Annotated in this window: 19 protein-coding genes and 1 riboswitch; of the genes, 15 read left to right on the top strand and 4 right to left on the bottom strand. The window is 63.7% G+C overall.

Annotated elements, in window-relative coordinates; genetic code table 11:
- Positions 1–90: 90 nt before the first annotated feature.
- The 4 genes from argC to erpA all read left to right on the top strand — a co-directional run bounded on the left by argC (position 91) and on the right by erpA (position 2714).
- On the top strand, positions 91–1134 hold the full coding sequence (gene argC, locus QOL82_RS17575) for an N-acetyl-gamma-glutamyl-phosphate reductase (protein WP_283443596.1): 1044 nt from the start codon (positions 91–93) through the stop codon (positions 1132–1134).
- A 13-nt stretch (positions 1135–1147) separates the two neighbouring features.
- On the top strand, positions 1148–1879 hold the full coding sequence (locus QOL82_RS17570; RefSeq protein WP_283443595.1) for a DUF6776 family protein: 732 nt from the start codon (positions 1148–1150) through the stop codon (positions 1877–1879).
- 11 nt (positions 1880–1890) lie between these two features.
- The gene (locus tag QOL82_RS17565) at positions 1891–2289 is read left to right on the top strand and encodes a bactofilin family protein (protein WP_283443594.1); all 399 of its coding nucleotides are present in this window, start codon (positions 1891–1893) and stop codon (positions 2287–2289) included.
- Between the two features lie 74 nt (positions 2290–2363).
- Positions 2364–2714, top strand: a complete 351-nt coding sequence (gene erpA / locus QOL82_RS17560) for an iron-sulfur cluster insertion protein ErpA (protein ID WP_283443593.1) — start codon at positions 2364–2366, stop codon at positions 2712–2714.
- A gap of 96 nt (positions 2715–2810) precedes the next feature.
- Here the strand turns inward: erpA and QOL82_RS17555 are convergent, their stop codons facing one another.
- Positions 2811–3956: an anhydro-N-acetylmuramic acid kinase gene (locus tag QOL82_RS17555; protein WP_283443592.1), complete on the bottom strand. Its 1146-nt coding sequence runs from the start codon at positions 3954–3956 to the stop codon at positions 2811–2813.
- Between the two features lie 92 nt (positions 3957–4048).
- Complete coding sequence (locus QOL82_RS17550; RefSeq protein ID WP_283443591.1) at positions 4049–5413, bottom strand: M23 family metallopeptidase; 1365 nt, start codon at positions 5411–5413, stop codon at positions 4049–4051.
- Between the two features lie 139 nt (positions 5414–5552).
- Here QOL82_RS17550 and tyrS point away from each other — a divergent pair, with 139 nt between their 5' ends.
- The 7 genes from tyrS to ruvC all read left to right on the top strand — a co-directional run bounded on the left by tyrS (position 5553) and on the right by ruvC (position 11484).
- The gene (tyrS, locus tag QOL82_RS17545; protein WP_283443590.1) at positions 5553–6815 is read left to right on the top strand and encodes a tyrosine--tRNA ligase; all 1263 of its coding nucleotides are present in this window, start codon (positions 5553–5555) and stop codon (positions 6813–6815) included.
- Complete coding sequence (gene dtd, locus QOL82_RS17540; protein ID WP_430438502.1) at positions 6812–7279, top strand: D-aminoacyl-tRNA deacylase; 468 nt, start codon at positions 6812–6814, stop codon at positions 7277–7279. Before tyrS ends, dtd begins: the two co-directional genes overlap by 4 nt.
- A gap of 10 nt (positions 7280–7289) precedes the next feature.
- Positions 7290–7931 (top strand): histidine phosphatase family protein, encoded by a 642-nt coding sequence (locus tag QOL82_RS17535; RefSeq protein ID WP_283443589.1) that lies wholly within the window; start codon positions 7290–7292, stop codon positions 7929–7931.
- Positions 7932–8045: 114 nt separating this feature from the next.
- Positions 8046–9062, top strand: a complete 1017-nt coding sequence (gene dusB / locus QOL82_RS17530; RefSeq protein ID WP_283443588.1) for a tRNA dihydrouridine synthase DusB — start codon at positions 8046–8048, stop codon at positions 9060–9062.
- Between the two features lie 31 nt (positions 9063–9093).
- Positions 9094–9327 carry a Fis family transcriptional regulator gene (locus QOL82_RS17525; protein WP_283443587.1) on the top strand — a complete coding sequence of 78 codons (234 nt, stop codon included), beginning with the start codon at positions 9094–9096 and terminating at the stop codon, positions 9325–9327.
- 27 nt (positions 9328–9354) lie between these two features.
- A complete protein-coding gene (purH, locus tag QOL82_RS17520) occupies positions 9355–10920 on the top strand; it encodes a bifunctional phosphoribosylaminoimidazolecarboxamide formyltransferase/IMP cyclohydrolase (RefSeq protein WP_283443586.1) in 1566 nt (521 codons plus the stop codon).
- Between the two features lie 21 nt (positions 10921–10941).
- Positions 10942–11484: a crossover junction endodeoxyribonuclease RuvC gene (gene ruvC / locus QOL82_RS17515; protein WP_283443585.1), complete on the top strand. Its 543-nt coding sequence runs from the start codon at positions 10942–10944 to the stop codon at positions 11482–11484.
- An 18-nt stretch (positions 11485–11502) separates the two neighbouring features.
- Here ruvC and QOL82_RS17510 read toward each other — a convergent pair whose 3' ends face one another.
- On the bottom strand, positions 11503–11979 hold the full coding sequence (locus tag QOL82_RS17510; RefSeq protein ID WP_283443584.1) for a hypothetical protein: 477 nt from the start codon (positions 11977–11979) through the stop codon (positions 11503–11505).
- A gap of 56 nt (positions 11980–12035) precedes the next feature.
- On the opposite strand from QOL82_RS17510, the gene ruvA reads away from it, so the two are divergent.
- The 3 genes from ruvA (at position 12036) to QOL82_RS17495 (ending at position 14729) form a co-directional block, all read left to right on the top strand.
- Positions 12036–12614, top strand: coding sequence for a Holliday junction branch migration protein RuvA (ruvA, locus tag QOL82_RS17505; RefSeq protein WP_283443583.1), 579 nt, complete (start codon positions 12036–12038; stop codon positions 12612–12614).
- 22 nt (positions 12615–12636) lie between these two features.
- Positions 12637–13704: a Holliday junction branch migration DNA helicase RuvB gene (ruvB, locus tag QOL82_RS17500; protein ID WP_283443582.1), complete on the top strand. Its 1068-nt coding sequence runs from the start codon at positions 12637–12639 to the stop codon at positions 13702–13704.
- A 194-nt stretch (positions 13705–13898) separates the two neighbouring features.
- A complete protein-coding gene (locus tag QOL82_RS17495) occupies positions 13899–14729 on the top strand; it encodes a 2-keto-4-pentenoate hydratase (protein WP_283443581.1) in 831 nt (276 codons plus the stop codon).
- A 144-nt stretch (positions 14730–14873) separates the two neighbouring features.
- Here QOL82_RS17495 and QOL82_RS17490 read toward each other — a convergent pair whose 3' ends face one another.
- A complete protein-coding gene (locus QOL82_RS17490) occupies positions 14874–17663 on the bottom strand; it encodes a valine--tRNA ligase (RefSeq protein ID WP_283443580.1) in 2790 nt (929 codons plus the stop codon).
- A 110-nt stretch (positions 17664–17773) separates the two neighbouring features.
- On the opposite strand from QOL82_RS17490, the gene ybiA reads away from it, so the two are divergent.
- Entirely contained in the window at positions 17774–19141 is a 1368-nt protein-coding gene (ybiA, locus tag QOL82_RS17485) for a riboflavin biosynthesis intermediates N-glycosidase (RefSeq protein ID WP_283443579.1), read from the top strand.
- 95 nt (positions 19142–19236) lie between these two features.
- Positions 19237–19342: riboswitch (TPP riboswitch) on the top strand.
- The last annotated feature ends 6 nt before the right edge of the window (positions 19343–19348 follow it).

The following is a 19348-nucleotide window of genomic DNA, read 5'->3' as shown; positions in this document are numbered from 1 at the left end:
GCTTTTCTCATTCTGGGCAGGCGCCGGCAAAACACCGGCGTCTTGTCGCTGATAGAATTCCGGGACGTATAACGTCCGCTCAGGAAAATCATGATCAAAGTAGGCATTGTTGGCGGCACCGGCTATACCGGCGTCGAACTGTTGCGTTTGCTGGCCGCGCATCCGCAGGCGGAATTGACCGCCATCACCTCGCGCAAGGAAGACGGCATGCCGGTGGCGGACATGTTTCCATCGCTGCGCGGATTCGTGAAGCTGGCATTTTCAGCGCCGGAAAAAGCCAGGCTGACCGACTGCGACGTGGTCTTCTTCGCCACGCCGCATGGCGTCGCGATGGCGCAAGCACCGGAGCTGCTGGAAGCCGGCGTCAAGGTGATCGACCTGGCCGCGGATTTCCGCCTGAAGGACACCGCCGTCTTCGAAAAATGGTACGGCATGCCGCATTCCTGCCCGGAAATTTTGGAGGAAGCGGTGTACGGACTGGCCGAGGTCAATCGCGAGGAAATACGCAAGGCGCGCGTCGTCGGCCTCGCAGGCTGCTATCCGACATCGATGCAACTCGGCTTTGCGCCCTTGCTGTCGCAGGGAAAGCCGCTGGTAAACGAGATGGCGCTGATCGCCGATTGCAAGTCCGGCGTGTCCGGCGCGGGCCGCAAGGCCGAGGTCGGCACCCTGCTCGCGGAGGCCTCGGACAACTTCAAGGCCTATGGCGTCAAGGGTCACCGCCATCTGCCCGAAACCCGGCAGGGCCTGGAAGCGATTTCCGGCCGTCCGGCGGCGCTCACCTTCGTGCCGCACCTGGTGCCGATGATACGCGGCATCCATTCGACGCTGTATGCGACGATCTTGCCGGAAGCGCGGGACACCGATTTCCAGGCGCTGTACGAAGCGCATTACCGCGACGAGCCGTTCATCGATGTGATGCCGGCAGGCAGCCACCCGGAAACCCGCTCGGTGCGGGCATCCAACATGCTCAGGATTGCCGTGCATCGCCCCGACAACGGCGACCAGCTGGTGATCCTCGTCGTCGAGGATAACCTGGTCAAGGGCGCTGCCGGGCAGGGCGTGCAGTGCATGAACATCATGTTCGGCCTGGAAGAAACGATGGGGCTGATGCAGGTGCCCGTACTTCCCTGACCGGGCATAGGAAATGAAACTCGGTCGTTGGCCGCGACGACGCCGGCCGGCAGCAGCGCCCAGGCTGACGGTCAACCAGGCGCAGTCATGGCCGATGCGTCTCGGGCGGCTGCTGGTGCTGCTGCTGGTGGTCGGCGGCCTGGCATTCTGGACCTACGGGCTGGGCCGCGGCACCAATGCGCTTGGGGACGGCATCAGCGCCGAGGAAGCCGACCGGCTGAAAGTGCAGGCTGCCACGGCCAGGGCCGAAAGCGAGAAGGCCGCCAGTGTGCTCAGTACGGCTGAAAACCAGTTGGCGATGGAGAAAGCGGCGCACCAGCAGCTCGCCGCGCAAGTGCAGTCGCTGACCGCGGAAAATGCGCGGCTGGAGGAAGACCTGGCTTTCTTCGACAGCCTGCTGCCATCGGGCCCGGCCTCGGAAGGCTTGTCGATTAGACGACTGAAAATCGAGCTGCTGCCGCCCAACCAGCTACGCTACCGGCTGCTGGTCATGCGGCGCGGCAACAACGCGCAGGATTTCAAGGGCAGCCTGTCGTTTTCGCTGGCTGTCACGCAGTCGGGCAAGCCGGCGGTGCTGTCATTCCCCGGCAAGGAAGACAAGGCCGAGCCATTTCAGCTGGAATTCAGGCGGTACCAGAGGATCGAAGGCATACTGACGCTGCCCGATGGCGTGCAGGTGAAAAATGCGCAGGCCCGGGTGCTGGAAAATGGAAAGGTGCGTGTGCAGCAGTCGGCCACCATGTAAAGGAGAAACGGATGTTCGGGCAAAAAGCGAAGAACACGATAGACAGCCTGATAGGCACGTCGACCACGATCGAGGGAAATCTCCGGTTCAAGGGCGGCCTGCGGGTGGATGGCCACGTCAAGGGCAACCTGATTGCCGAACCGATGGAAAACAGCATGCTGGTCATTTCCGAGCAGGCCACTGTCGAAGGCGAGGTCAGGGCCGAGCATGTCGTCGTCGACGGCGCGATCACCGGACCGGTTTATTGCTCGGAACTGCTTGAATTGCAGCCCAAGGCCCGCATAACTGGGGATGTACATTACAAGGCGCTGGAAATGCATGGCGGTGCGCTGGTGTCGGGGAAGCTGACCCACCAGGATGCCGAGCAGGTGCTGAAGCTTGCGTCGCCCAAGCTGGCGTCCAATGTGTGAGCGCGGTAGGAAAGCGTCTTTAGACCATTAGGTCTATAATCGAACATTAATTTGCTTAGCCAGCAGGAGTCAGAATGAATGCCATAGCCGAAATGCCAGCCCCGATCGTTTTCACCGACAGCGCCGCTTCCAAGGTCGCGCAGCTCATCGACGAAGAAGGAAACCCGGATCTCAAACTGCGCGTCTTCGTCCAGGGCGGCGGGTGCTCGGGTTTCCAGTACGGTTTCACCTTCGATGAAATCGTCAATGAAGACGACACCACGATGACCAAGAACGGTGTGCAGTTGCTGATCGATTCGATGAGCTACCAATACCTGGTCGGCGCGGAAATCGACTACAAGGATGACCTGGAAGGCGCGCAATTCGTGATCAAGAATCCGAATGCGACCACGACCTGCGGCTGCGGTTCGTCGTTCTCCGCCTGAGTCGTCGCAGTCCTGAAAAAAGCGCAACCGAGGTTGCGCTTTTTTTGTGTCTGGCGTCAGGGGAACCTGCCCGGATGCATCAGCTTCTTATCCCGTTCATGCCGGGTAAAGCGCTCCCAGCACCCGGAGCCCAGACGCGCCGGTGACCGCCGGCAGGTTGCCGGACACGCGGTCGCAGAAGCGGTGCGCGAGCCAGGCGAAGGCCAGCGCCTCCACGTGCTGAGCGGCGATGCCCAGCGCATCGGTCGCCTGCACCGTCGCCGCCTGTCCGCAAGCGGCGAGCGCGTCGCCCGTCAAATCCATCAAATGCCGGTTGGCGGCCCCGCCGCCACAGATATAAACCGCGTCCGCCGCCGGCGCATGGCGGTGAATCGCCTCTGCCAGCGTGATCGCGGTGTAGCGGGCCAGCGTCGCCTGCACGTCGGCCGGTGCGAGATGTTCGAAGCCGGACAGGCGGGCGGCCAGCCAGTCGGCATGGAACAGGTCCCGTCCGGTGCTCTTGGGCGGCGGCAGCGACAGGTAGGGTTCCTCCATCAATGTCCGCAGCAATGGCGCGCTGGACTGTCCGCCGGCTGCCCATGCGCCGCCGTCATCGTAACGCTGGCCGCGGTGCCGCATGATCCACAGGTCCATCAGCACATTGCCCGGCCCGGTATCGAAGCCGATCACGGCGTTGGACTGCGGGTCGAGGATGCTGATATTGGCAATGCCGCCGATGTTGGCGACGACCCGCGGCCGCGCCGGATCGGCAAACACTGCCTGGTGAAAGGCCGGCACCAGCGGCGCGCCCTGGCCGCCGGCGGCGATATCGCGGCTGCGGAAATCGGCGATCACGTCGATTCCGGCAAGCTCGGCCAGCAGCGCCGGATTGCTGGCCTGCCGGGTGTAGCCGAGGCCGGGCTGATGCCGGATCGTCTGGCCGTGCGCGCCGATGGCGGCGATGTCCCCTGCGGCCAGCCCGGCGTTTTCCAGCAGGCTTGCGACGCATTGCGCATAGAGCCGCGCCAGAGCATTTGCCGCCAGCGCTTCCCTGTGGATTTCATTGTCGCCGGGCGCCTGCAGGGCCATGAATTCATTGCGCAGCGCGTCGGGAAAGGACAGGCTAGCCGCGGCCAGGGTCGCAATCCGGCCGCCGTCCGAAAACGACGCCAGCACGCCGTCGATGCCGTCCATGCTGGTGCCCGACATCAGGCCGATGTAAAGGGAAGGGGAAAGAGAGGGGGAGGTGAGATGGCTGGACATAAAAAAAGACCGTTTTCGATGCCCGATTGTACTAGCGGCATGCTGAAAACGGTCCTTGCCCGGCCGGGCGGGGTAAGCCTGGTTCGATAAGCCTAGTTCGACGCGACCTTGGCCGTGTCTTCCTGCGGCAGCATCAGCGCAAAGCGATGGGTCATGTCGCCGGCCACCTTGCGGAAGCGCTGCAGTTCGGCGCCAGCCAGCGGCTGGACATTGGGCATGTCGACGGTCAGCGGGTCGCGCGGCTCGTTATTGACGCGGAACTCATAGTGCAGGTGGGGTCCGGTCGACCAGCCCGTCGTGCCGACATAGCCGATCACGTCGCCCTGGTTCACCTTCTGGCCAGGCCGCAGGTTGCTGGCGAAACGGCTCATGTGGGCATACGCGGTCGAATAATTCGACCAGTGCTTGATGACCACGACATTGCCGTAGCCATTCTGGCTGCCGGCGAAATCCACGACGCCGTCGCCGGAGGCACGGATCGGCGTGCCGGTCGCCGCTGCAAAGTCGACGCCCTTGTGCGCGCGCCATTTGCCGGAGATCGGATGCATGCGCATCGAAAATCCGGAGGAAACCCGGGAAAACTCCAGCGGCGATTTCAGGAAGGCTTTCTTGAGCGATCTGCCGTCGAAGCCGAAATAGCCGCCGGATTTGCCAGGTTCCTCGAACCAGACTGTCTCGTAGGTCGAGTTGCCGTTGCGGAATTCCGCCGCGAGGATGCGGCCCGGCCGGACATATTCGCCATCCTGCCAGAAGGTTTCATAGACGACGTTGAAACGGTCGCCGCGACGCAGGTCGGTGGCGAAGTCTATGCTGGTGGAAAACATGTCGACGATCTGGCTGGCCACCGCATCCGGGATCTGCGCAACGTCGGTTGCCGCAAACAGCGAGGAGCGGATTTCGCCGGAACGCATTTCCACGCGCTTTTCGAGCGCCGCCGCAGCCAGCGATGCCTTGAAGCCCGTGCCGTCCCGCCGGATCACGAGATTGCGGACCGGGCTGGAATCGCGGATGTCATTGTCGGCTGCGCTCATCCATACCAGACGGCCTTCGGTATTGGTCTGCGCCTGGATGCGCTTGCCAACCTTGAGCTGCATGATGCCGCGGGCAATCGGGTCGGACTTGATGAAAGCCGCGGCTTCGTCGTCGGCGATGCCCAGCCGCTGCATCAGCGCTGCCAGCGTGTCGCCGGAGCGGACGCGCTCCTCGTTGATAAAGGTCTGGGTGGAAGGGGTGACCCGCGCAATCTGTTCCGCCAGGGTTGGCAGCGCCAGTTCCTCGACAATCGATTGCACCGGCAGGTCGGATGCGTCGGGCGCCATCGGCGCGACACCGGCCGCACCGAATGCGCATAGGGCCATGAAAAGTGCCGACGCAGAGATGATGCGATGTTTGCGGGTGGAACCGACAAACCGCACGCTGCGGGCACCCAGGCTGAGTAATTTATCTATTGCGACCATTCGATCAGTTAAAATTCACCGTTTTGTCGTCAACGTCGGCGATAAGTTTCCGTGTTGACAATACGCAAGGTTTAAGAAAGCCGGAATTATAACAACGTAACTATGCGGATTCCCTCAAAAATGTCTTTTTAACCAGCTTATGACCGATCATTCTCAAGAGAAACAAAGCGTTACGTTGCCAGTTTCCGGTGCATTGCCCATCACTTCTTCAGTGCAAAATGCGCTCGATATCGTCAAGCGCGGCGCTGAAGAACTGCTCGTTGAGTCAGAACTGACGCAAAAGTTGCTGCGTTCCGAAAAAAATGGAAAGCCGCTGCGTATAAAGCTGGGCCTGGACCCGACCGCCCCGGACCTGCATCTGGGCCACACGGTCGTATTGAACAAGATGCGGCAACTGCAAGATCTGGGCCACACGGTGATTTTCCTGATCGGCGATTTCACGTCGATGATCGGCGACCCGTCCGGCCGGAACGTGACCCGGCCGCCGCTGACCCGGGAACAGATCGAGGAAAACGCGAAGACCTATTTTGCGCAGGCCAGCATGGTGCTGGATGCGGCGAAGACCGAGATCCGCTACAACTCGGAATGGTGCGACCAGCTCGGCGCGCGCGGCATGATCCAGCTGTCTTCCCGTTATACCGTGGCGCGCATCCTGGAGCGCGAGGACTTCACGAAGCGCTTCAAGGACGGTACGCCGATTTCCGTGCACGAGCTGCTGTATCCGCTGATGCAGGGCTACGACTCGGTGGCGCTGCAGTCCGATCTCGAACTCGGCGGCACCGACCAGAAATTCAACCTGCTGGTGGGACGCGAACTGCAGAAGGATTACGGCCAGGAACCGCAGTGCGTGCTGACCATGCCCTTGCTGGAAGGCCTGGACGGCGTCGAGAAGATGTCCAAGTCCAAGGGCAATTACATCGCGATCACCGAGCCCCCCAACACGATGTTCGCGAAGCTGATGAGCATCTCTGACCCGATGATGTGGCGTTACCTGGAACTGCTGTCCTTCCGGCCGCTGGCCGAGATCGCGCAGTTTCGCGCCGCAGTGGAGCAGGGCCGCAATCCGCGCGACATCAAGGTGCTGCTGGCGCAGGAAATCGTCGAGCGCTTCCATTCCCGCGAGGCAGCCGAAGGCGCACTGGCGGATTTCGATAATCGCGCCCGTGGCGGCATACCGGACGACATCGCCGAGGTCGAGGTCGCTGGCGCGCCGCTGGGCATCGGCCAGCTGCTGAAACAGGCCGGGCTGTGCCCGTCCACGTCGGAGGCGCTGCGCATGGTGGAGCAGGGCGGCGTGCGCATCGATGGCGCCGTGGTTTCCGACAAGGCGCTGAAAGTCGAGGCCGGCAGCTTCGTGCTGCAGGTCGGCAAGCGCAAGTTCGCCCGGGTCAGCCTGGCGTGATCGCGCTGCTGCAACGGGCCAGCGGCGCCAGCGTGGCGGTCGACGGCGAGGTGGTGGGCGCGATCGGCGCCGGGCTGATGGTGCTGGTGTGCGCCGAGCGCAATGACAGCGAACGCGAAGCCGACGCGCTGCTGACCAAGCTGCTTGCCTACCGGGTCTTTTCGGACGACGCGGGCAAGATGAACCGCAGCCTCGCCGATGTCGGCGGCGGCCTGCTGCTGGTGCCGCAGTTCACGCTGGCGGCCGACACCCGTTCCGGCACCCGGCCGTCCTTCACGCCGGCCGCCCCGCCCGAAGAAGGCCGGCGGCTGTTCGATTATTTTGTCGAGCGGGCGCGGCGGCTGCACGGCCCGGTCGAAACCGGCCGTTTCGGCGCGGACATGAAAGTCAGCCTGACCAATGACGGCCCGGTCACCTTCTGGCTGCAGGTCAGGCCGAAAATTCCCGCTACCGATCCTTCCTGAAAGATGTGCAATGACTGAGATATTCCTGATTAGGCACGGCGAAACCGCGTGGAACGCCGAACGCAGGCTGCAGGGCCACCTCGATATCCCGCTGAATGACGAAGGCAGGCGCCAGGCGGCGGCACTGGCCCGCGCGCTGGCCGGTGAAACCGTGGACATGATCATCAGTTCCGACCTCAGCCGTGCCGCCAGCACCGCGCAGGCGGTGGCCGAACTTCATGACTTGCCATTGCAGACGGACGCATCGCTGCGGGAGCGCTGCTTCGGCGCTTTCGAGGGCTTGCTGTATGACGAACTGGAAACGCATTTTCCGGAAGCCTATGCGCAGTGGCGCGCCCGCGACCCGGACGCCCGCTATCCGGACGGCGAGCGCCGCGCCGAAACCTTTGCCGAATTTGCGCAGCGCGCCGTCGGCGCGGTATGCCGGATTGCCGAAATGCATCGCGGCAAGCGCATCATCATGGTCAGCCATGGCGGCGTGCTGGACGCCGTCTATCGCGCCGCGCACGGCATCGACATCACCGCGCCCCGTAATTTCGACGTGCTGAATGCATCGATCAACCATATCCGCTGGGACGGCGAGCGCCTGGAGGTGTTGCGCTGGTCCGACAACAGCCATCTGACCGCGGCGCTGGACGAGCTGGGCAATTAAAGCCCCTGCCGGGGCAAACTTTCCGGATCGCAGCAAAACAGCGTATCCATTCCGGAACGCCGGCGGATTGAGGCTAAAATAGCGCTTTTCGTTTTTCCGCCAGCGACCCTCTCCGTGCACATCGGCCCCTTTCAACTGCGAAACAATGTATTTGTCGCTCCGATGGCTGGCGTGACGGACCGGCCGTTCCGCCAGCTGTGCAAGCAGCTGGGCGCCGGCTATGCGGTGTCCGAGATGGCGGCGTCCGACCCGCGGCTGTGGGCCAGCGAAAAGACCTCCCGCCGCATCAACCACGACGGCGAAATGGCGCCGCGGGCGGTGCAGATCGCCGGCGCCGACCCGCAGATGCTGGCCAATTGCGCCCGCTTCAATGTCGAGCGCGGCGCGCAGATCATCGACATCAACATGGGCTGCCCGGTCAAAAAGGTCTGCAACAGCTGGTGCGGTTCGGCGCTGCTGCAGGACGAGAACCTGGTGCAGGCGATACTGGAAGCGGTGGTCGGCGCGGTCGACGTCCCGGTCACGCTGAAATTCCGCACCGGCTGGGACCGGCAGCACAAGAATGCGCTGCGCATCGCCGCGCTGGCCGAGGCCAGCGGCATCGCGATGCTGACCCTGCACGGACGCACCCGCGCCGACGGCTATGCCGGCTGCGCGGAGTACGAAACCATTGCCGCGGTCAAGGCCAGCGTCGGCATCCCGGTGGTGGCGAACGGCGACATCGACTCGCCCGAGAAGGCGAAGGCGGTGCTGGCGGCGACCGGCGCGGACGCGGTGATGATAGGGCGGGCCGCCCAGGGCCGGCCCTGGATCTTCCGCGAGATCGACCATTTCCTGCGCACCGGCGAGTACCTGCCGGCGCCGCTGGTGACCGAAGTCGCTGCGCTGATGGAGGAGCACCTGCTGGCGCACTATGCGTTCTACGGCGATTACCTGGGCGTGCGCACCGCGCGCAAGCACATCGGCTGGTATGTCAGGTCGCTGCCCGGCGGCGAGCCGTTCCGCCAGGCAATGAACCGCCTGGAAGACTGCGATGCCCAACTGGCCGCCGTGCGGCATTTCTTCGATGCCCAGCTGGGCTACGGCGAGCGCCTGCAGTACGGCGCGGCGTGCGACCGGCTGGCGGCCTGAGATCCATAATAAAAATTATTCGATAACCGACATGAGCAAAGACAGCATCCAGGACGTCGTCAAGAAGAGCCTGGAAAAATATTTCAAGGACCTGGGCGAGCAGCAGCCTTCCAATGTGTATGAAATGGTGGTCTTCACCGTTGAAAAGCCGATACTCGAAGCCGTGATGGCGCGTGCCGAGGGCAACCAGTCGCATGCGGCCGAAATGCTGGGCATCAACCGCAATACCCTGCGCAAGAAGTTGCAGCAGCACGGCCTGATCTAACCTTCCTTCCTACCGGCGTTTCCTACCATGATCAAACAAGCCCTGATTTCCGTTTCCGATAAAACCGGCGTGCTCGACCTCGCCCGGGTGCTGTCCGCGATGGGTGTCAACATCCTGTCGACCGGGGGCACCGCGAAGCTGCTGGCCGACAACGGCGTCGCAGTGACCGAAGTCGCCGACTACACCGGTTTCCCGGAAATGCTGGATGGCCGGGTCAAGACGCTGCATCCGAAGGTGCACGGCGGCATCCTGGCCCGCCGCGACTTCCCCGAGCATGCGGCGGCGCTGGAACAGCATGGCATCCCGACCATCGACATGGTCGTGGTCAATCTTTACCCGTTCGTGCAGACCGTGTCCCGCGAGGAATGCTCGCTGGAGGACGCGATCGAGAACATCGACATCGGCGGACCGGCGATGCTGCGTTCGTCGGCCAAGAATCACAAGGACGTAGTGGTGCTGTGCGATCCCGCCGACTATGCGCCGGTGCTGGCGCAGCTGCAGTCCGGCGCCGGCGACGTCAGCTACGCCACGCGGTTTGCGCTGGCCAAGAAGGTGTTTGCCCATACCGCGCAATATGACAGCGCGATCACCAATTACTTCACGTCGCTGGGCGACGACCTCGCGCACCAGAACCGCAGCGCCTACCCGGACACGCTGAACCTGCATTTCGAGAAGGTGCAGGAAATGCGGTATGGCGAGAACCCGCACCAGTCGGCCGCGTTCTACCGCGACCTCGCCGTGCCGGACGGCGCGCTGGCAAATTACCGCCAGCTGCAGGGCAAGGAACTGTCGTACAACAACATCGCCGACGCCGACGCCGCCTGGGAATGCGTGAAAACCTTCGAGGGCAGCGCCTGCGTGATCATCAAGCATGCGAATCCGTGCGGCGTGGCGGTTGGCGCGTCGGCGCTGGAGGCGTATTCGAAGGCGCTGCAGACCGACCCGACCTCGGCGTTCGGCGGCATCATCGCCTTCAACCAGCCGGTGGACGGCGCGGCCGCCGAGGCGGTGGCGAAGCAGTTCGTCGAAGTGCTGATCGCGCCGTCGTTCGACGATGCCGCGCGCAAGGTGTTCGCCGCCAAGCAGAACGTGCGGCTGCTGGAAATCCCGCTGGGCCGCGGCATCAACCCGCATGACTTCAAGCGGGTCGGCGGCGGGCTGCTGGTGCAGTCGCCGGACGCGAAGAATGTCCAGGTGGCCGAACTGAGAGTGGTCAGCAAGCGCCAGCCGACGCAGCAGCAGCTGCAGGACCTGATGTTCGCGTGGCGGGTCGCCAAGTTCGTCAAGTCGAATGCGATCGTGTTCTGCGGCAACGGCATGACGCTGGGCGTCGGCGCCGGGCAGATGAGCCGGGTCGATTCGGCCCGCATCGCGTCGATCAAGGCGCAGAACGCCGGCCTGTCGCTGGCCGGCTCGGCGGTCGCGTCCGACGCATTTTTCCCGTTCCGCGACGGCCTCGACGTGGTGGTCGCCGCGGGCGCCACCGCGGTGATACAGCCTGGCGGCTCGATGCGCGACCAGGAAGTCATCGACGCCGCCGACGAGCAGGACGTGGTGATGGTGCTGACCGGCACCCGGCATTTCCGCCACTAGGACAGGCCGCCTGCGACCGTCATGAGAATCCTCGGCATCGACCCGGGCTTGCGCATCACCGGCTTCGGCGTGATCCACAAGCAGGGCAACAAGCTCAGCTACATCGCCTCGGGCACCATCAAGACCGCGGACGCCGACCTGCCGTCGCGGCTCAAGACCATCCTGGCCGGCGTGTCGGAGGTGGTGCGCACCTACCAGCCGGACTGCGCGGCGATCGAAAAGGTGTTCGTCAACGTCAATCCGCAGTCGACGCTGCTGCTGGGGCAGGCCCGCGGCGCGGCGATCTGCGCGCTGGTGCACAACGATCTGCTGGTGTCGGAATACACGGCGCTGCAGGTCAAGCAGGCGGTGGTCGGCCATGGCAAGGCGGCCAAGCAGCAGGTGCAGGACATGGTGCAGCGCCTGCTGCTGCTGCCGGGCGTGCCGGGCAGCGACGCCGCCGACGCGCTCGGCGTGGCGATCTGCCATGCGCATAGCGGCGAGGCGCTGGCCCTGCTCGACAGCCTGGCGCCGGGCCTCACGCGCCGCGGCCTGCGGATGCGCGGCGGACGGCTGGTGGGCTGAAAGCCCGGGCTGACAACCTCAGGCGTGCCGCTCGGCCTTGCGGGCGGAAATTTCAAACACGTTGTTCCAGTAGGCGTCCTCGCCGCGCATCAGCGCCCAGGCGCTGGCCGCCAGGTACACCACCGGAAACAGGACGCCCCAGCATGCCGCCTGGCGCACGTGCGCCAGTTCGTGCGCCAGGATGCGGCGGGTCAGGCTGCTGCGGTCGGCGATCACGACATGGCCGATCGCCATTGCGCACATCGCGCCGAACGGGTGGCGCTCCAGCAGGTAGTCGGCCATCGGGCCGTTGAACAGCAGCGCCGGCGCGCGCGCGGAGCGCACCAGGTGGACCTGGCCGCGCCATAGCATGACCGGCAGCGCGAGCAGCAATCCGACGGCCGTCAGCGGCAGCGCCCACACGATGCCGGCCAGCAAAGCCAGGTGGCGCAGCAGGCGTATCGGCGCCGGCGGCATGGGCGGAATTACGATGAGATCGTCACCAGCGTCAACCATGGCGGTGTCCTGTAGTCCTGTATGATTCCAACACTTACTATGAAAGCCAACTCCAGATGATAGGCCGTCTTTCCGGAATCCTGCTTGAGAAAAATCCGCCGCAACTGCTCATCGACTGCAATGGCGTCGGCTACGAAGTCAGCGTCCCGATGAGCACCTTCTACAACCTGCCCGGCCTGGGCGAAAAAGTATCCCTGCTCACGCATTTCGTCGTACGGGAAGATGCACAATTATTGTACGGGTTCGGCAATGCGGGCGAACGCGAAGTGTTCCGTCAGTTGATCCGGATCGCTGGCGTGGGCGCCCGCACCGCCTTGTCCATCCTGTCGGGCATGTCGGTGGCCGAACTGGGCAGCGCCATCACGCTGCAGGAATCGGGGCGCCTGACGAAGATTCCGGGCATAGGCAAGAAGACCGCCGAGCGGCTGCTGCTGGAATTGAAGGGCAAGCTCGGCGCGGACCTGGGCCATGCCGGCGGCGTGGTCCATACCGACGCCAGCGCCGACGTGCTCAATGCGCTGCTGGCGCTGGGCTATTCCGACAAGGAAGCCGCCCTGGCGATGAAGCAGGTGCCGGCCGGCGCCGGCGTATCCGAAGGCATCAAGCTGGCGCTCAAAGCCCTGTCCAAGGGCTGAAAGACGCCGCGGGACATCCATCATGAGCATACAGACCGATAATTTTTCAGAACAACGCATCATCGCCGCCACCCCGGCCTCGCCGAACGAAGAGGCGATCGAACGGGCGCTGCGGCCCAAGCACCTTGACGAATACGTCGGCCAGGAAAAGATCCGCGACCAGCTCGAGATCTTCATCACCGCCGCCCGCAACCGCAGCGAGGCGCTCGACCATACGCTGCTGTTCGGGCCGCCGGGACTGGGCAAGACCACGCTGGCCCACATCATCGCGCGTGAAATGGGCGTGAACCTGCGCCAGACTTCCGGCCCGGTGCTGGAGCGCGCCGGCGACCTGGCGGCGCTGCTCACCAATCTCGAAGCCAACGACGTGCTGTTCATCGACGAGATCCACCGGCTGTCGCCGGTGGTGGAAGAGATCCTGTATCCGGCGCTCGAGGATTACCAGATCGACATCATGATCGGCGAGGGGCCGGCGGCGCGCTCGGTGCGGCTGGACCTGCAGCCGTTCACGCTGGTCGGCGCGACCACCCGGGCCGGCATGCTGACCAATCCGCTGCGCGACCGCTTCGGCATCGTCGCCCGGCTGGAGTTCTATACGCCGTCGCAGCTGGCGCGCATCGTCACCCGCAGCTCGTCGCTGCTCGAAGCGCCGATCGACGATGACGGCGCGCTGGAAATCGCCCGCCGCAGCCGCGGCACGCCGCGCATCGCCAACCGGCTGCTGCGCCGGGTGCGCGACTATGCGCAGGTCAAGGGCGACGGCACCATCACCAAGGCCATGGCCGACGCCGCGCTGGTGATGCTGGACGTCGACCCGGTCGGCTTCGACCTGATGGACCGCAAGCTGCTGGAGGCGGTGCTGTTCAAGTTCGCCGGCGGCCCGGTCGGGCTGGACAACCTGGCCGCCGCGATCGGCGAGGAGCGCGACACCATCGAGGACGTGCTGGAGCCTTACCTGATCCAGCAGGGCTTCCTGCAGCGCACGCCGCGCGGACGGATCGCGACGCCGGCCGCCTACAACCACTTCGGCGTGACTGCGCCGAGGACCAGCCCGAACGGCGACCTGTGGGACCCGACCAGCCTGGGCTGAGCGCGGGCGGGCCAATCGCGGCCCGGCCCTAGGGTCGATTCGCCGCGCGGGGAATCCGGCGCCGGCAGGCCCGCGCCCCGGGATGGCTTGCGTGGACGCAATCGGCGCCGGGGGCGCTTGTGCAAATATTGTGCGTCGCAGACAATCCGGTCTCTGGCCGCACCTGTCCATTACTTTCCCCTCGTGAGTTCCCTATGCTTTTGTCCGCCCAAGCTGCCCGCCATGCGCATCGCCTGCTTGCAGCCCGTGCCGAGTCCTCGCTGATCCCCACCCTGTCCTCGCAGGGGCCGCTGTCCATGGAAGACGGCTACGATGTCGCCAAGAACATCATGGACATCCGCATCGCGCAGGGCGAGGTGATGGTCGGCCGCAAGATCGGCTGGACCAATCGCAGCGCCTGGCCGAGGCTGGGCGTCAGCGAGCCGATGTGGGCGCCGCTGTTCGACAGCACCGTGCGGTATGCGCCTGGCAACCATGGCATCCAGAGCCTGGCCGGCGCGCTGCAGCCGCGGCTGGAGCCGGAAGTGGTGTTTATGCTGGGCAAGACACCGGCGCCTGGCGCCAGCATCGAGGCGCTGGCGGGCTGCATCGAATGGATGGCGCACGGGTTCGAGATCGTCACCTGCCCGTACCCGGACTGGAAGCTGGAGCCGGCCGATGCGGTGGCCGCGTTCGGCATGCATGGCGCGCTGATCGTCGGCGAAACCCGGCCGCTTTCGGCCACCAGCCGGCCGAATCTCGGCTCGGTGCTGGCAATGGCCAGCGTCTCGATGTCCTGGGGCAGGGATGGCGTGATGACGCTGCGCGGCGCAGGTTTCGGCGGGGAAGTGCTGGACAACCCGGTGCATGCACTGTGGGAACTGCACCGGCTGCTGCAGAAGCAGCCGCAGTTTCCGCCGCTGGCCGCGGGCGAGATCATCACCACCGGCACCTGGACCGAAGCCTACCCGGTGGAAGCCGGCCAGACCTGGACCAGCGCGTTTTCCGGCATCACGCTGCCGGGCCTGAATATTTCCTTCGTGTAGCCGCTTGCTGGCGGGCTAGCCGCCTTCGGCCTGCGGCCTGTTCGCACAAATGGATAGACTGGGGAAAACCCGTATTTCAGGCACGTATTTCAAGCAATAAGCGACGGGCAAGGGAATGCGTATTCCCTTGCCCGCCTGCCCGATTCAACCCAGCTTCGCCAGCTGCTCGCGCAGCTTTTCCAGCGTGCCGGAGAAGTTTGCCAGTCTTTCCTTCTCCATTGCCACCACCTGGGCCGGCGCGCGGGCGACGAAGCTCTCGTTGGACAGCTTGCCGTTGGCCTTGACGATCTCGCCTTCCAGCCGGGCAATTTCCTTTCCCAGCCGCTCGCGCTCGGCGGCGATGTCGATCTCCACCTTCAGCATCAGCTTCGCGTTGCCCACCACCGACACCGGCGCCGGCGAGTCGTCGGGCAACGCGTCCAGCACCTGCACCTCGGACAGCTTGGCCAGCGCCTGCAGGTAGGGCGCGAACGATTCCAGCAAGGCCCGTTCGCCTTCCATCAGCAGCGGCACTTTCTGCGCTGGCGACAACTGCATCTCGCCGCGCAGGTTGCGGCAGGCATCGGTCATCGCCTTGAGTTGCGCCATCCACTGCTCGGCCTGTTCGTCGATCTTTTCCGGCTGCGCGACCGGGTAGGGCTGCAGCATGATGGACGCGCCGCTTTCCAGCACCTTGCCCGACAGCGGCGCCACCGTCTGCCACAGTTCCTCGGTGATGAACGGAATCACCGGGTGCGCCAGCCGCAGCACCGCTTCCAGCACCTTCAGCAGCGTGCGGCGGGTGGCGCGCTGCTGCGCCTCGGTGCCGGTCTGGACCTGCACCTTGGCCACTTCCAGGTACCAGTCGCAGTATTCATCCCAGATGAACTTGTAGATGGCAGACGACAGGTTGTCGAAGCGGTAGTCGGCAAAGCCCTTTTCCACCTCGGCTTCGGTGCGCTGCAGCAGCGACACGATCCAGCGGTCGGCCGGCGAATAGTCGAGTTCGCTGTCGGCGGCGTCGACGCCGCAGTCCTTGCCCTCGGTATTCATCAGCACGAAGCGGGTCGCATTCCACAGCTTGTTGCAGAAGTTGCGATAGCCCTCGCAGCGGCCGAGGTCGAAATTGATATTGCGCCCCAGCGACGCATAGCTGGCCATGGTGAAGCGCAGCGCGTCGGTGCCGTAGGCCGGGATGCCGTTCGGGAATTCCTTGCGGGTGGCACGGGCAATGCTGTCGGCCTGCTTCGGGTTCATCAGGCCGACCGTGCGCTTGGCCACCAGGTCTTCGAGCGCAATGCCGTCGATCAGGTCGATCGGATCCAGCGTGTTGCCCTTGGACTTGGACATCTTCTGGCCGGACGCGTCCCGCACCAGGCCATGCACGTAAACGTCCCGGAACGGCACCTTGCCGGTGAAGTGCGTGGTCATCATCACCATCCGCGCGACCCAGAAGAAGATGATGTCGAAACCGGTCACCAGCACCGACGACGGCAGGAAGGTCTTGTAGTCCGGGGTCTCTTCCGGCCAGCCGAGCGAGGAGAAGGGCACCAGCGCCGACGAGAACCAGGTGTCGAGCACGTCTTCATCCCGGCGCAGCGCGCGGCCGCCGGCCTTGGCGCGGGCCTCTTCCTCGTTGCGGGCGACGTAGACATTGCCCTCGTCGTCATACCAGGCCGGGATCTGGTGGCCCCACCAGAGCTGGCGGGAAATGCACCAGTCCTGGATGTTGGTGAGCCACTGATTATAGGTCGTGGTCCAATTTTCCGGGATGAAGCGCACTTCGCCGCCGGCCACCTTGTCCAGCGCGACTTCGGCGATGGACTTGCCGGGAAAGAACGTGCCTTCCGGCGCGGGCTTGCTCATCGCGACGAACCACTGGTCGGTCAGCATCGGCTCGATGACCACGCCGGTACGATCGCCGCGCGGCACCATCAGCTTATGCGGCTTGACGGACTCCAGCAGGCCCTGCGCGTCGAGGTCGGCGACGATCTGCTTGCGCGCGGCGAAGCGGTCCATGCCGCGGTAGGCTGCCGCGCCGTTGTCGTTGATCTTCGCGTCCAGCGTCATGATGGAGATCGGCGCCAGGTCGTGGCGCTGGCCGACCGCATAGTCGTTGAAGTCATGCGCCGGCGTGATCTTCACGCAGCCAGTGCCGAATTCCTTGTCGACGTACGAATCGGCGATCAGCGGGATCTCGCGGCCGGCCAGCGGCAGCGTCAGCATCTTGCCGATCAGGTGCGCATAGCGTTCGTCGGTCGGGTCCACCGCCACCGCGACGTCGCCCAGCATGGTTTCCGGCCGCGTGGTTGCCACCGTGATGTGGCCGCTGCCGTCGGCGAACGGGTAGCGGATGTGCCACATGCTGCCGTCTTCCTCCTCCGACACCACTTCCAGGTCCGACACCGCGGTGCCCAGCACCGGGTCCCAGTTGACCAGCCGCTTGCCGCGGTAGATCAGGCCCTGCTCCGACAGCCGCACGAACACTTCGGTCACGGCCTTGGACATCTTGTCGTCCATCGTGAAGTATTCGCGGCTCCAGTCGGTGGACGCGCCCAGGCGGCGCATCTGGCCGGTGATGGTGGAGCCGGATTTTTCCTTCCATTCCCAGACTTTTTCCAGGAAGGCCGGGCGGCCGAGGTCGTGGCGGGTGACTTTCTGCGCGTCGAGCTGGCGTTCCACGACGATCTGCGTGGCGATGCCGGCATGGTCGGTGCCCGGTATCCACGCGGTGTTGTAGCCGCGCATCCGGTAATAGCGGGTCAGGCCGTCCATGATGGTCTGGTTGAAGCCATGTCCCATGTGGAGCGTGCCGGTGACGTTGGGCGGCGGCAGCTGGATGCTGAAGGAGGGCCGGTTCTGGTCGGTGGTGGCGGTGTAGTAACCGCGGCTTTCCCACTCTGTGCGCCAGTGTTTTTCTATATCGGCGGGCTCGAAAGACTTGGCTAATTCCATGATTTGGCTGGGTATGGGCGAAACCGAAGATTATAAGGGAGGATAGGGATAGGCCCTGTGGCATGGGGACTGCCTTTGTCGATATCGCCGCGGCCGGTTAAGCGCCTCGAATGAACCTGATGACGGAAACGGGAACCCAGACGCCTGGTTTTCAAGCCATCAACCATTCAGGGAAATATATGAGCACAAGAGCAGAGAATTCTTCCTCCAGCAAGCGACTGTCCGGGCCTCCGTCGGGAAATGCATCGTCAAGCGGTGGTGACGCCAAAGCGGCGCGCAAGGTGAAAAAGCCTGTCGTGAAAGTATTGAGGGACGACGACGAAGACACGGCGCTTCCCGAGAAAAAGAAGAAATCCGCCAAGACAAGTAGTTCTACAAAGCCGGAATTCCAGCCAGAAAAAGCAAAGGATGCGAAGCCGGCAAGGAAGGCAAAGCAGCCAGTGAAAGAGGACCCGAGCACGTCGAGCGAGGAATCGGGCTCGTCCAGCGCCGTGACGACGCGGCGCGGACATAAGCAAGCCGAGAAGTCTGCCAGTACGCGCGCAACAAGCAGCGTAACGTCTCCCAGGTCCGATCCGCTCGGCCGCGCGATCCTGGCGATCAAGCAAGGAAATCTGGATGACTTCCGGCGGCTGGTTCCCAAACAGGTTCCCGTGGATTCGGTCTCGTCCGAGGGCCGTTCGCTGCTGGACATTGCGAGGTTCGAGAAGCAGCCCGAGATCCTCCGGTATATCAACCAGCAACTAAACAGCCAGCAAGACACCGGCAGGGCGATAAAGGCGATCGAGACCATAGACATCGACGCGCTCAAAAAGTTGGTGCCCGCATATGTCCAGCCGGATGCCGTTTCGCGATATGGGCGGTCGCTGTTGAAGATCGCCAGGTTCAAGCAGCAACAGTTGGAGGAAATCATCAAATACCTTGAATCCCAGACGGGCGAGGACGTCTTGCCTTCTCGTGGCTGGATTGAAGAAGATTTCGGCAAAGATGCCTATGCCGTAGGTACAAAGGCCGTAGGTACAAAGGTGCGCACCATCGAGTTCTACGATAAGCACAGCGACTACTACGAATTCACCAACTTCTACGAGGGCAAGCTAATCGAGATCGACGGCAAGTACTGGAAGACTGCGGAACATTATTTCCAGACGCAAAAGTTTGGCGCGCATTTACGTTCCAGCATGCATGAAATATGTGAGAACCGCACGGCCAGGGAAGTCTATGATTTGTCAGTAGCGGATAAGGCATATTGGCGACCCGATTGGCACCAGGTCAAACTCGATGTCATGCGCAAAGTCCTCGCAGCAAAATTCGGGCAGGATGAAAATTTGCGCAAGTCTTTGTGCGGGACAGGCAACGCGCAACTTGTCGAGGCGTCGCCCAAGGACGCGTTCTGGGGATATGGCCCTGATGGCAAAGGTAAAAACATGTTGGGCAAGCTGTTGATGGAATTGCGTACTGAATTGCAGGAGGAGATGTAATGGCGAAGTACCTGAAACGCCGCCCGCATGCCCGTCATCAAATTTCGCACATCCTTATTTGATCGGTCTATAATCGCCCGACCGCCAGAACACCGGCGGCATGCTAGGGGTCCTGTTTGCAGGCAACATCGCAAGCGGGTGAGAAATACCCTCCAACCTGATCTGGATAATGCCAGCGAAGGGAAGCAGCCGGCGCATGCTCCCACC

Origin of the sequence: Noviherbaspirillum suwonense (assembly GCF_900182955.1) — a bacterium.
In the GTDB taxonomy this organism is placed as follows: domain Bacteria; phylum Pseudomonadota; class Gammaproteobacteria; order Burkholderiales; family Burkholderiaceae_D; genus Noviherbaspirillum_A; species Noviherbaspirillum_A suwonense.
This window is presented reverse-complemented; position numbering and strand designations above follow the sequence as displayed.